Origin of the sequence: Bacillus sp. RCC_6_1 (genome assembly GCF_041360755.1) — a bacterium.
GTDB lineage: Bacteria > Bacillota > Bacilli > Bacillales > Bacillaceae_G > Bacillus_A > Bacillus_A cereus.
In genome coordinates this window covers 185,413-199,034 of record NZ_JBFUPV010000007.1, presented here as the reverse complement: position 1 = coordinate 199,034, position 13,622 = coordinate 185,413, and the positions used below count along the sequence as shown (strand labels likewise).

Sequence of the window (13,622 nt, the reverse complement as noted above, 5' to 3'; positions counted from 1 at the left end):
AGAAATAATAAGGTTGTTATTTTCGATAAGCGAATCGTTAAACATAATCCAGCGATACTATCCCATATTATATTTCATATGCTTTTCAGCTCACTAGGACATCTGATTAACTGTAAAATAATTATACTCTTTTTCAAACCCCGTAAAAAGCATCACTTTTTACGGGGTTTTCTTTTTTAGATTACATCTGAAATAACCAAGAAAATATGTATAGCTAATAAAATTATCGATATGATCGGGACTTTTTCATGTAATTAATAATGTACCGCTATCATTTCTACTAAAAAAATTTCGTTCTTAGGGCACTATAAAGTGTTAGGTTGATTGGAATACGGTCAGACCTCATTAAGTTAGAAACACGCTGTAGTCATTAAACAGTGGTGAAATACGTGAATTGTATCTTTACATTAAAAGCTTAAATAAAAAAATGACTAATTGTCTAGGGTAGTCAACTGGACATCTGATGTCTAGTCATGTAAAATTTTACATGTAACTAAATCGTCATAAATAGATAATCGAGTAACTAGAGGGAGAGATTACAAATTATGAAATCAGAGAAATCAAAAATTGCTGAGAAAGTACAATCTATTAAAGGAAAGACTGTTGCAAAGTATGGGGCAGTAGTTTTCCTATTCTTCGGGCTGACATCTTGTTATAACCAAAAAACCGATAGATTATCGTCACAAGTAGAACTTTATCGAGAAAAGTCAGAGAAATTAGCCAAAGAGTATGATGAACTAGAAACTAATTACATTAAGCTGACGACTAAACTAGATGCGATTGAGAATCCACCTAAGGAAAAACCTGCAGAAGTTGATATCGCTGAAGAAACACCTGTTGAGAAAGTGGAAGAGACGCCAATTCAAGATACGGAGCCAGAGAAATCTGAAGAGGAAACACTCAAAGAGGAGCAATATGCAACCCGAGAAAAGAAAGCATATGCGAATCTCAATTCTCTTGGAAGTTCAGAAGCGCAGGAGACATACAAAGAACTAATTAAACCGAAGCTTTCGAGATGGGCTAGTAAGGACATGTTACAAGTAGCTAAGGAGGGTGTAAAATTTCGTGAGATAGATGATAGTAACCTACCTTGGACAGATGCTACTGAGCCAAATGGAACGAGTACGAAGCATATCTATAAGAGTGGTTATGACCAATTAGAGATTACATACAACTTTGACGGAACCATTACAAAATCTGAATGGAAAATAGGAGTGAACAAATAAAGTGAAAAACTTAATGTCTACACTTACATCGTTAAATTTTGATAAAACTGTTATCGCATACTCGAACGGGGTTCAGGTCTTTAAAGGAACATTACAGGATTACTTATTTATGTCTCACCAAGAGAAGCAGGCGCTAAAGGTAACGACATTAAGTATTTGTGCCAAAGATGGGAACTAATACGTCTACATTTGAAAGATTAAAAGAAGCGTAAAATCCTAGCAGTAAGTAACATTGTGAAAGTTTAATCGTAATATAAATTTGTGAAAAAAGAGGCATTCTATAGCAGGTATCATACTTGTGTAGAATGCCTCTTTTTTCTCTTGTACAGAAGAATCTATATACAATGATGAGGAAAGAGCAGGTAGGAATAATAAGATGGAATAGGAAGTGAAGTCAATGACAAATGAACCTAAATTCGAATCATGTGAGACGTACGGCACTGGTATAATGTATGGTTTCAGTATACATAATGACTGTTAAGATAAGAAGGAACCTGAATTTGAATAATGGGAGATGTGAGGAGTCGATGTTGTTTAACAAATTATCCGGTAATTGAATAAAAGAATATGAATAGAAAAGAGCCCCCATTAATTTATCGGAGGCTCTTATTTTTTACTTCAGTACAGAAGGAGTCGTCTTTTCTAACCATAGAATGCCATCATATTGTTCTGTCGGAATCATGATTTCTTCTTTTAATTTATTTCCCCAATAACTTGCTGCAGTAGGAGTAAACATCCATGAAGTTTCTGGTCGGTTACTTTCTCCTTTTAAGTTAACGAAAACATGGGGACTTCCTACAGTGCTGATGATTTTTTCAACGCTTTGTTCTTCATGTTCATTATGTACAGGAATAACATTTTCATTAACATCATCCCAACTGCTTCCACTATACGCAAATACACCGATTGTGTACATTTGGTCTTTGATACGCTGTGGAAGATAATCCATCATATTTGGGCCAACATAATTGTATTGCTGCACCTTCGTAAAGTCTAATATCATTTTTGAATTTTGTTTTCGAATATGATAATTATGCCCCCACACAATAATTTTTTTATTTTTATATTGCATTTCAGTGAGCCATGCGAAATTTTGTGCCATTTTTTGATCTCGGATATAAAAAGAATAGTCTGTCAGGTTAGGTGAGGAGATGCCACCTCTGACTTTCATATCAGCATCTAGATGCGTTTTAATCGCATCAATCCGTATACTGATTGATTTCTCAAACAAATTCACATCATACGTAGGATGTGGTGCAACTAGAATCAATTCAGATTTATGATTCTGAATAAACATTCTAACCTTTTCAAACTTGTTAATTACGGGCTGTATTTCCATTTTAAATCGATCATAGGGATATGTTTTATTTTTATTGTAATACCTATCCAGTTCAATCAACTCTGACACTGCTGTATCAAATTCACTCGCCACTTCAGGATTTACTTTTTGCAACCATTCTTTTGCATAAGAGCGGAATGAAGATTTATAAAACAAATTCATATCAAAACCAGCTAATGTGAGTGGCTTCCCTTTTTCTTTTTGTTCTTTCATATAGGTAAATAATTGTTCAAGTTCCTCAGTTTGCCATACAGGGTATAAAGATTGTTTCATCGCTTCCGTAGCGGTTAAGTTATCAAAATTTTGCTGAACAGCTGCTGCTTCTCCAAGCCCTGTTTCAAATGCAATCACATCATATCCCATTTCCTCATGTAAGTACTTAATCATACGTATTTTGGATTGATTGATTTCCTTTGCACCATGCGTACTTTCACCAAGTACAACAATGCGCTTGTCCTGTACGGCCTCTTTAAGAAATGATAAATCCTCTCTTGTTTGGGAAGTTGGTTCATTTAATATTTTTGCATGTCCGTTTAACCATTCCTCCCATTTGGGTTGATCGACTGGTTTTTCTGCTGCGAATACAACAGATGTAAAGGTGGTACAGGCAAGAAGGGTACTCATTAGTCCAAGTTTCCATTTATTACGCACAACAACGCCTCCAAGTATCATAGTTTACAAGCTGGAAAAAATAATACCAAAATTTACTAATATAACATTATTTATAATAATATATATGATAATCTCTAACAATACTAATATTGTGAAAATTTAAAAGTCTCCTTCAGTGTAGTGAAGAAACCCTTCTTTCTATGTCACGTCTTGTAATCAAATATACACATTGCATGTACGTTTTCTGCATTCCTCTTGTGTGGAATCTGGAATGAGTACATGAATTTCAAAGTTCATTTTTATCCAAAAGGATCAAAAATCATTAATTTACATAATGTATTTATCGTAAACTTTTTAGTTTGAACAAATGTATTAATCTATATATTATGTTATAATGTGAAGTAGAAACTCGCGTGTTTCAAATACAACATTTTTATCTTCTTGATGGCCTCTTATCTTTCCGTAAGAGGTCCTTTTTTTATCCCTCCATATTGCATAGTCGTTAAAATACTATGAAAAGATACTAAAGACTACTACATTACTATATTCTCTAGTATTTTTTCTTTACCTAGATTATCTAGTGTTGGGCAAACGATAATTTAAGGGTTTTTTGTATAATTTTCACAAAATTACTTTGATTCATTATTTATTTCACTATAAAATAATAAAAGGATATATATAGTCAACGATTATAAGAATAGGTATGTCCTTTTTTGCAATGCTAATCCAAATTGAAGCCTAATACTGAAACGGTAAATGAGTAGAATTAGGGCTGAAACAGATAGTGAGGAAAGTAAAACAATAATAGCAAACAATACTTATAATGAAAACTTTCATAATGGACTGTCTATGGATGGAGAAAGAATACGAAAATATAAAGGGGTAAATGAATATGAATAGATCCTTCAAAGGTATTGCATTAGCAGGGTTAAGTGTTAGTTTCATGCTAGTAGGTTGTACATTAAATACATATGGACTTACACAGTCAGAGTATAGAAAAGTAGATAAGTATTATGATGCAGATAAAATGGTATCTGACCTAAAGAAATTGCACTATAGTGATGAACACATTGAAAACCAACTAAGAAACGCATTGTCTAGAATTGAGTATGAACAGGGAAGTAAGGAAGACGAATCAAGTAGTAAAGAAAGTAAATCAAATGTATCAGACACGGAAGGTGAAAAGAAGGTAAAGGTATCTGAAAAAGATTACCCTTATCGTTTGACTGAACTACACTTAGAATTCCAGTATCATTTAAAAAAACTAGAAAAGAAAACTGATAAATTATTTACAGAAGAGGGTGTCTACATAGGTGAGATAGATTCCTTAATTAGTCACATTAGTTTGGATATAAACCGTTTTGAAAAAATCAAGCCACCTAAAAAGTATGAAGATTACCAATTCTTAATACAAGAAGGGGTAGAAGAGATTAGAAAACACCTAATAAAAGTAGAAGATGCAGTTAGACAGTATGATGACCGTAAGTATGATGGTGAATATGATAAGGATAAAGCAAAAGAAATCATACAAAACGGTATGTTTGGGATAGATGATGGTGTTTCTAAATGGGAGACAGTATTTAATGGGATAAACGAAAAATACCCTGATGTAGAGCAAGAGGTAAAGGAAGAGAACCAGAAACATGCGAAAGAGGGTCATCGTGAGGATGATTTAAATGAAAAAGTTAGTGGTTCAGAAGTTGATAAATACAAAGCAGCCATCGTAGGAAATACAAATAAGATGGATGAAGTTATCAGACTGATACAAGATATAGGGCATTCAGATGTAAAGGATTATGAGTCAAAGAAAAGTGAAATCCAACTGAGTTTGGATATAGCAAAAACACACGTAAGAGACATGAAATACCTTGAGGCACCTAAAGAGTTAGAAGTTGAACAGGAAAAGATAAAACAGGCAATGGATAATTACTGGGATGCTCTGCGACTACTTTCAGAAGCATTAGAAGAACAAAATAATAGTAAGTTTGAACAAGCAAATAACAAAGCAGAACAGGCAATGAAACTTTTTAAAAAAGCAACTGACAGTATTAAAAGTAAAACGAACTAATCATGAAAATGGTCATGTGGTGGTATCCCTATTATAAATTAATAAATAAAAAAGATAAGATCGGATAGTAGGATCTTATCTTTTCACAAAGAGAAATATATTGCAAGATATCTTATTGTTCATAGTAGTATATGTAACTTTCGATTTCCATATACATTTTACAATTAACAATAATATCTATATTGAGAAATCGACCATAAAAATTCTAAAAGGGGGATCTTCATTATTCTGGAAAACCCCCACGCTAAGAAAAAAACTAGCCCCCACATGAGAGACTAATTGACGTGAAATTCGTAATTGGAATTTAATTATATTTCTCTACGTACTAAATAAAAAGCTAAGGAACCTATAAATAATAGGCGTAATCAAACTAGACGAATATGACCTAGTAATAGTAAAAAGAGAGAGTATAACTACATAGATAACAACTATTCCTATAAATACAGGAATTTCAAATTGAAACTTCCTACATTGTTTTATGTTCCTTTATAATAATTCTCCAATTAGGCAAACTACAAGATCTAGTATACTACCAAATATGATGAGAATTATAATGAATCCAAATAAGTTAGGCAAATCATTCTGGTAAAAATAAATAGGATCAAAAATATATGACATCAAGAGCAATATGATAATAAAAGTAAGCAGATTTGCAGCATAACTAATTGAAAATCTTCCCAACGTAAGTATCCTGACAAATATATACCCTTGATTAACTAATAACTGCCCTATACGTTATATAGGCTAAAATAACTGAAAGGTTTATTCTGATAAAATCCAAATGACTACAACAATTCCTGTAACTGCTGCACCTCCAAAAAAACCTACCAACATTTTCCCATTAGAACCAGTAACAATTTCTTTTAAATCTGCTTTTGCTTTTTTCTTGTCTTCTCCTGTTGAAAAGAGATAACTAATAAAATGTACGACTAGTGAAACTAGTGCCGCGATTATTTCTATCATTACTTATGTCCCCCTGTACTATTAATCAATAATTGCCTTATACATTATATCAGTTAAGGTACATGGAAAATATAATTAATTATTTATATAATCCATTTTATTAATTGATATCGCATTACTATAAGATGGCCCATATCAAAAAAGACACCTAATAATTCCTTAGCGTACGAAATTCGCGTTTTGTTGGCAGGCCCACATGCCCATCAAGCTAAGATTTTAAAATATTCTCTAAATGGAAAGTTTGTGTTTTTATCGTTTTGGAGGTAAAAGTTGTTGTAAGTCATTATAAATCGAAAAAACGAAGTTTGGTTGTTGCAAACTTCGTTTTCGCTTATATCTTTTTATTGTTTTAAAAATTCTCCCATTATTTCCATTACGTCCTCTGAATCGTTTACTTTATCTTTTGAAAAACGCCATTGTTCTTTTCCATATCGCTCCATCTCAACCTTTATTACTTTTTCTTTATCTGAAACTTTTGCTTCTGGCAAAATAGATATAAAGTAACCAAACGATTGGCTAAATAATTTAGGCTGTTCAATTCCTGGATTTTCTTTTAGCAATCTTTCATTTTCCTTATGTAATTTTGGTTGCAATTCGCTTAATAATAATGGTTTTACTTTTAATTCCACTTCAACTTTATCTTCCTCAGGAGAAGAACCTACTGATTTTACTGTAAATGTAACTTTTTCCTGCAGTACAGATTTTAACTTTTTATAATAGCTTTCAAATTCCTGGTCACTAATTCCATTATGCGTACTGGACATTGCATCTTTTTTAAATTCTTGATGTATATTTTGAGTAAATTGTTTTCCATCTTCACCGGACAATTCATTAATTTTGTCTATATCTTTATCATAATAAATAGCGTTTATATAGGTTTTTAGAGCTTCAGCTGGTTTGTTTAAGTCTTTTGTATTCTTTTCTATTTCTTGTGTATCAATTTTGAAAGAAACTTTTTCTGTTTCATCGTCTCTTTTTTTTGTTTCTTCATTGGAATAAACGAGCTCATATGATGAGGCTTTATTCACTTCATAGTAGAGAATCCCCGATGTTTTTTTACCAGGTTCTAATTCTATTAAACGTAATTTATCTGAATCAGCCTTATCATATTTCTTCATTTTTTCATCACCTTGATATAGTGTAAAGAGATAAGGTGATATCTCTAACATTTCATCCCCTTTATTTTTCAAACTCACTTTGAATTTCAATACTTTATCTTTATTTATTCCTCCTATTGACCCACTTAATGGTAATACGTACTCAGCATTTTCAACTTCAATTTCCACGTTCTTCGAAGACGAAGATGCCTTTCCATTTTTTACAGTTGTAGAACTTTGTGAAGAACTACAACCAGTCACAATAGTTAATGTGAATATAAATAAAAAACAAATCATAAAAATCTTTCTAAGTTTCACTTGAAACCCCTCCATCCCCTTATTTAAAAACATTTACTATTTTACCATGAAATTCAATTCGTTTGTCTATTGAGCGACAAGATAGCCAAACTTAGAGATAGAAGAACTAGAGATCCTCAAAGCCATACTGGTGACATAGTGCACTTGTTACTTTGCGAATGCAGAAACGAATGAAGTTCTTATTTGTAGAGGGAAATTATTAAAAATTTACATCTGATATGTTCGGATTAGCTTGAATTAATTAATTTTGATAAGGTAGTGCAAGTCACCAACTCAATGCATCTCAAATTATCATAAAAGGAATGCAAAGATAAAAAGGACAATCCTATATATAGAAGAATTTAGTTGATAAATCGGATTTGAAAATAAATGAAGCGGTATTAAAAGACATATATAAAGAAAGAAATAGTTGAAAAAAGCTCACCAAAATAAAAAAGTCTTAAGCAGTATCAATCTAGAATTCATTATAAAAAATACCAAACAAGATGATATTGTTCTCCAATGAGATAAAATGTATAATGAGAGTGTAGAGATAAACCTTTTATTAAAGGTTTTAACTCACTAACTATGTGCATAATAATAAAAGACGAGATGCTGGTAAAATCCCGTCTGATTTGTAACCGCTGTCTTTAGGTGGTATATTGCAAAGTTTAATTATTTTTCTTTGAACCACCTTTCTTACGTTTGGCAGACGTCTGGGTGGTTCTTTTACTTTTATTATGACGTTTTGCTACTAGTGTAGAAAGACATAAATCTCTATACTAAAATCTCATGAACATTCGTTGATAAATAGCCATTATCATAAATTTTGTAGGTACGTTCATGTCTCAATAATGTGACATGAACGTCTAAACTTTTTGAACTAGGAACAAGAAACCTTAAACTACTTAGCTTATAATAAAATATCCATGGAAGTATTCTAAAAAAATAGATTTATAGGGGATAAAATGTTCCATTTTAATAATTATAAATCTCATTCACTTATACAAAAAACAAGAAGCTTCTTAATTGTAAGAAGCCTCTTGTTTTTAGTTTTAGACAAAGAAAATTTATATCAATTTTAAATAACTAACACAACCATAGTTATTAGAGAAATAGCATCTATATACTTATTAGTATGGGGATTTTCCCATTGGAAACCTAATATTTATTTTGCCAACTTTTCAATGATTGGAGCTTTAGCTGATAATTCACCACTTGCCATATTACTCATAAAGGATGCCCCATAAATAGTAACGGTATCCCCTACTTGAATATCCTCAAGCACTTCAGAAGAAACAACAGCAGTAACAGTCAGGTCTTCACTAGAAATTTGGACAGTTTCCTTCGTTTTATTGATTACACTTCCAGTGTGCATTTTATATTGTTTTTTTAACACGTTTTCTTCATTTTCTTTTTGAACAATTGCATATTTAGCTGTAGCTGGATCACCTGGTATTGAGCCTATAAAAATAGGAGCATAAATGGTAACGGTATCCCCAATCTTAATATCTTTAAGTACCCCAGGGGAAGAAACGATAGCGTATACGCTTGAGTTTTTACCAGAAACCACTAATCCGTCTTCCGTTTTTTCAATGACTTTACCTGAAAGTTTTTGATGTTGATCCAGAGCATTTTGTTCTTTTTTATCGACTTCTGATATAGATTTCGATTTATTTATACTTGTATTAGGAGTCATTGTCTTACTTGCCAATTTTTCAATGATTGGAGCCTTAGCAGATAATTCACCACTTGCCATATTACTCATAAAAGATGCCCCATAAATAGTAACGGTATCTCCAACTTGAATATCCTCAAGCACTTCAGAAGAAACAACAGCAGTAACAGTCAGGCCTTCACTAGAAATTTGGATTGTTTCCTTCGTTTTATTGATTACACTTCCAGTGTGCATTTTATATTGTTTTTTTAACACGTTTTCTTCATTTTCTTTTTGAACAATTGCATATTTAGCTGTAGCTGGATCACCTGGTATTGTGCTTATAAACATAGGAGCATAAATGGTAACGGTATCCCCAATCTTAATATCTTTAAGTACCTCAGGGGAAGAAACAATAGCGTATACACTTGAAGTTTTACCAGAAACAACCAATCCATCATCCGTTTTTTCAATGACTTTACCTGAAAGTTTTTGGTGCTGATTTAGAAGAGTATTAGTACTTGTATAGTCTTTTTCTTTTAATTCACTATTCATTTCTCTTGACAGCATATCAGTTTTAGCAGTAAGTTGAGCGGCTTCAGCTCGTGTTATGAGTCTATTTGGTTGCCATCCGTTATCCGTACCATTGGAAATATTTAAGTCAATTAAAATATTGGCATACTTTTCTCCCCAATGTCCTTTTAAATCCTCAAATTTACTTTGGTCATTATCATGTGTTGTATTCTGTAGTTTATAAGCATTTACTAGCATTGTCGCCATAGCAGCGCGAGTTACTTTACCGGATGGATTGAAGATGCTATTCCCTTCGCCTTTAACAATGCCAGCTTTTTCAGCTGCAGCAATATACGGAGCGCCCCAGTGGTCTTGAGAGTCTGTAAAAGAAGGTTTGGCTTTGGGATCGATTTCTATTCCTAAAGCTTTTGTTATAATTGTTGCAGCGGAAGCTCGATCTAACGTAACGTTTGAGCCAAAAGTTCCATCTGGATAACCAATTATGACTTGTTTATCCACTAAATAGTTTACAGATTGCTCTGCCCACTTGGGAACATCAGGAAATTTGTGAGTATCCGCTAAAATATTAGAAGAATAAGATAATATAGCTCCTGCAAGGATACCTGTTGTAATTAATTTGCGCTTCATAAAAATACACACCTCTACCAATCTATTGTATTACCAAATTGAGATTTTTTATTTTTATATTTATATGTTTGTGATGCTGCTGACATCTATTCAATTTGGTGTAACGATTATAGTTACTTATATGTATGAGTGTCAATGAATAACTTTTACAAAAATGTTCAATATTTACATAAAAAATCAGTATAAATTAATTTTGTTTACTGAAAATTAATAAGGTGTTGACGTATTAATGTATACTTAACTATAATTAATCGTGATTAATTGAGATTGATTTTCAAGTTTGTATACTAGTTTAACAAGTATACAAAACTAACTTGAATTTAATTAAAAAAATTGAATATAAACTTATATTTGTTCATTGACACTTATATACAGGCGGCTAAAATCGTTGAACCAAATGTAAGTTATGCTTAAAAATTTTTAAAAGATACATATTGATAGAAAATGATAGAAAATCTTTTCTCTATATAATCTGTTGGGGAAAGAACCTTTATTTATGCAACTCTTTATATATATTGTCCATTAACAATATAGTTAATTATTCAATAAGCTCACCAACATTTATTGCAATTTTTTATTACTAATTCTTAATAAAGGAATAATGTAAATTAAATGCATGAAAATGGATAGAAATTAAGATTTAGAAGGAGAATATTTTATGAAATCCAAGTTAATTGCTACAGGAATTATTGCAGGAAGTCTACTATCCTACTCATCTAATATATTTGCAGATACTCACAAATTTCCTGATGTTCCCAAGTGGGCAGAACAATCTGTAAACTATTTAGTGGATAAACAAGTCATAATTGGTTATCCAGATGGAACTTTTGGTTCACATGATTCATTAGACAGAGCTTCCGCTACGAAAATTATGACAAAAGTATTAGGTATACAAATTGACTTTGATGCAAAACCATCCTTTACAGATGCACAAAACCATTGGGCTACCCCTTATATCGCTGCAGCTGAAAAAGCTGGCATTGTTAAAGGCGAAGGGAATGGCCTTTTCAATCCAACTGGAAAAGTTACACGTGCTGCTATGGCGACGATGCTAGTAAATGCTTATAAATTACAAGGTACAGCAAATAATAATGACCAAAGTAAATTTGAGGATTTAAAAGGGCATTGGGGAGAAAAGTATGCCAATATTTTAATTGACTTAAATATTTCCAATGGTACTGATAATGGTTGGCAACCAAATAGGTCTATAACACGCGCCGAGGCCGCTCAACTTACTGCTAAAACTGATATGTTACAACAAAATCAAAATAATGGTTTAAAAGACAAAGAAATCATTACTGCTACTTCGTATGAGGATTTAAATTTAACAGTGGCTTCGAAAATTACAGCCCAAGAGATTGATAGTTTTATTGCAAAATACCATTCAGATAGTCCGTTAGTTGGACATGGGCAAGACTTTATTAATGCGCAAAATCAATACGGTGTCAATGCACAGTATTTAGCAGCACATGCAATTTTAGAGTCTGGATATGGAAAATCAGAAATCGCATATCGAAAACACAATTTATTTGGGTTACGCGCGTATGATAAGGATCCGTTTAAATATGCAAAATATTTACCAACCTACGGTGACAGTATTGCTTATAATGCCAATTATGTACGAGAAAGATATTTAGAAGAAGATGGCATGCATTATAATGGACCAACATTAGCTGGTATGAACGTAAAATATGCATCAGACAAAGGCTGGGCTGGAAAAATTGCAAATATTATGGAACGTATTAAACCTTTCCGTGCGGAAGACTATACATCTGCAAAAAAATTACCAAAAAATCCTGAAACATTAGATGTTGAAGCGTTATCTAATAAAATTCCATATAACATGTATGAAGATGGGACAACAGCAAATGTTGTATCAACAGCTGCTTATTACCATGTACCGTATCCATTTACCTTAAAAATTAAAAGTAAATCAGATGTAGCAGTCGAGGAAAATAAAGTTGGTACAGTAACTCGTGGAACAAACATCTTTATTTATCGTGAAGATCCAAATGGATGGGTGGAATTCTCTTTTGACACTACTGGAGAAAAATACTGGACATTAAAAAGTAAATTAAGTATGTAATTAGAAAGGTCTCTTTCACTACTCATAATCGTTTAGATTTAAATGACATATAATTATGAGACAAGTTTTTTACTTTTTTAAATATAGTTATGTACACAAAAAAGTTAGAGAATTATTTTCTCTAACTTTTATGCGCTAGTACTTGAAATTAAAAAGATGGTGGGGTTACTGCAAATATAACAGTGACTTTGTGTAAAGAAGTGTTTTCCCATTTATGTTTTACGTATGGTGGGATTTTAACACTATCACCTGGGTTAAGAAGTAAAACCTCATCATTTAGATATAGTTTTACTTGTCCTTCCATAACAAATGCTATTTCTTCACCTTTATGTGCCATAGGCTCCATAGAAGAAGCGGTTTGAGGTAACAGATTCATTAAAGCTAATTCCAGTGATCCATCTAAATTAGGTGATAATAACTCATACGAAACATTGCCGCTTTCAGGGAAAGTTATTTTTTTTCTTTGATTAGCTCTTACAACTAATTCTTCTGTAATGGTATCTTCTAAGAAAAAATTAAATAAAGCAATATTTAATGCTGCAGAAATTAGTTTTAGTGTTTGTAAGGATGGATTCGTGATTCCTTTCTCAATCTGACTTAACATGGAAGGTGTTATATCAGCTAATTCAGCTAACCGTTTACTAGTTAATCCAGCACCTTTTCTAAATATCATAATTTTTTCACCGATATTAATATTGTTCATATGCGTAATCCCCTTTAAATAAGTAAATAAAATTAAAATTAATGTTATTCACTTATACTAAACATGTTGTTAATATACTTAATTATAATAAAGTATGATTAATTTTCAAGCACCTGCATAGTTGTGAGAATAGTAAATAAGACGAGAAATGATTGATACTTATTTTTCCATGTGAACTATTAAGTATGATGACCTGATTATATGATTGAATTTCTGTATAAGATTTTGGGATTGACAATAATGCAATAGCGGATGGACTGGCACTTGGAATAGCATTTGGGTTTGTAGGGGAAGCAATGGAACCATTTTTATGTGGGGCATATACAGTTGGTGATAATCATTTATATAAACTATTAAAAAAAATAGTGGGTAAAGAGGTTATTTAGCTAGAACCAACAATATTAGCAGGAATG

Annotated in this window: 9 protein-coding genes and 1 pseudogene; 4 read left to right on the top strand and 6 right to left on the bottom strand. The window is 32.1% G+C overall.

Annotation, left to right across the window (positions count from 1 at the left end; all coding sequences use genetic code 11):
* Window positions 1-545: 545 nt before the first annotated feature.
* Both AB6801_RS20305 and AB6801_RS20300 read left to right on the top strand, forming a co-directional pair.
* On the top strand, window positions 546-1,226 hold the full coding sequence (locus AB6801_RS20305) for a hypothetical protein (RefSeq protein WP_087948227.1): 681 nt from the start codon (window positions 546-548) through the stop codon (window positions 1,224-1,226).
* 1 nt (window position 1,227) lies between these two features.
* Window positions 1,228-1,404: a hypothetical protein gene (locus AB6801_RS20300; RefSeq protein ID WP_153600683.1), complete on the top strand. Its 177-nt coding sequence runs from the start codon at window positions 1,228-1,230 to the stop codon at window positions 1,402-1,404.
* A gap of 435 nt (window positions 1,405-1,839) precedes the next feature.
* Here AB6801_RS20300 and AB6801_RS20295 read toward each other — a convergent pair whose 3' ends face one another.
* The gene (locus AB6801_RS20295; RefSeq protein WP_140337487.1) at window positions 1,840-3,216 is read right to left on the bottom strand and encodes an erythromycin esterase family protein; all 1,377 of its coding nucleotides are present in this window, start codon (window positions 3,214-3,216) and stop codon (window positions 1,840-1,842) included.
* Window positions 3,217-4,063: 847 nt separating this feature from the next.
* Here AB6801_RS20295 and AB6801_RS20290 point away from each other — a divergent pair.
* On the top strand, window positions 4,064-5,245 hold the full coding sequence (locus AB6801_RS20290) for a DUF7018 domain-containing (lipo)protein (RefSeq protein WP_065845899.1): 1,182 nt from the start codon (window positions 4,064-4,066) through the stop codon (window positions 5,243-5,245).
* Window positions 5,246-5,553: 308 nt separating this feature from the next.
* Here the strand turns inward: AB6801_RS20290 and AB6801_RS20285 are convergent.
* The 4 genes and pseudogenes from AB6801_RS20285 to AB6801_RS20270 form a co-directional block, all read right to left on the bottom strand.
* Window positions 5,554-5,926 (bottom strand): annotated as a pseudogene (locus AB6801_RS20285) (hypothetical protein).
* An 81-nt stretch (window positions 5,927-6,007) separates the two neighbouring features.
* Window positions 6,008-6,208: a hypothetical protein gene (locus AB6801_RS20280; protein ID WP_065845900.1), complete on the bottom strand. Its 201-nt coding sequence runs from the start codon at window positions 6,206-6,208 to the stop codon at window positions 6,008-6,010.
* Window positions 6,209-6,549: 341 nt separating this feature from the next.
* Window positions 6,550-7,656, bottom strand: coding sequence for a DUF5105 domain-containing protein (locus AB6801_RS20275; RefSeq protein WP_097850599.1), 1,107 nt, complete (start codon window positions 7,654-7,656; stop codon window positions 6,550-6,552).
* A gap of 1,114 nt (window positions 7,657-8,770) precedes the next feature.
* On the bottom strand, window positions 8,771-10,420 hold the full coding sequence (locus tag AB6801_RS20270; protein ID WP_087948229.1) for an S-layer homology domain-containing protein: 1,650 nt from the start codon (window positions 10,418-10,420) through the stop codon (window positions 8,771-8,773).
* 658 nt (window positions 10,421-11,078) lie between these two features.
* Between AB6801_RS20270 and AB6801_RS20265 the strand changes: the two genes are divergently transcribed.
* Window positions 11,079-12,506, top strand: coding sequence for an S-layer homology domain-containing protein (locus AB6801_RS20265; RefSeq protein WP_087948230.1), 1,428 nt, complete (start codon window positions 11,079-11,081; stop codon window positions 12,504-12,506).
* Between the two features lie 148 nt (window positions 12,507-12,654).
* Here AB6801_RS20265 and AB6801_RS20260 read toward each other — a convergent pair whose 3' ends face one another.
* Window positions 12,655-13,209: a helix-turn-helix domain-containing protein gene (locus AB6801_RS20260; RefSeq protein ID WP_061663976.1), complete on the bottom strand. Its 555-nt coding sequence runs from the start codon at window positions 13,207-13,209 to the stop codon at window positions 12,655-12,657.
* Window positions 13,210-13,622 lie beyond the last annotated feature (413 nt).

What these genes read in the sequence shown, in the direction of transcription:
- AB6801_RS20290 (WP_065845899.1), top strand. Translation starts at nt 4,064, where the DNA reads ATGAATATGAATAGATCCTTCAAAGGTATTGCATTAGCAGGGTTAAGT.
- AB6801_RS20260 (WP_061663976.1), bottom strand. Translation starts at nt 13,209, where the DNA reads ATGAACAATATTAATATCGGTGAAAAAATTATGATATTTAGAAAAGGT.
- AB6801_RS20265 (WP_087948230.1), top strand. Translation starts at nt 11,079, where the DNA reads ATGAAATCCAAGTTAATTGCTACAGGAATTATTGCAGGAAGTCTACTA.
- AB6801_RS20270 (WP_087948229.1), bottom strand. Translation starts at nt 10,420, where the DNA reads ATGAAGCGCAAATTAATTACAACAGGTATCCTTGCAGGAGCTATATTA.
- AB6801_RS20305 (WP_087948227.1), top strand. Translation starts at nt 546, where the DNA reads ATGAAATCAGAGAAATCAAAAATTGCTGAGAAAGTACAATCTATTAAA.
- AB6801_RS20275 (WP_097850599.1), bottom strand. Translation starts at nt 7,656, where the DNA reads ATGTTTTTAAATAAGGGGATGGAGGGGTTTCAAGTGAAACTTAGAAAG.
- AB6801_RS20280 (WP_065845900.1), bottom strand. Translation starts at nt 6,208, where the DNA reads ATGATAGAAATAATCGCGGCACTAGTTTCACTAGTCGTACATTTTATT.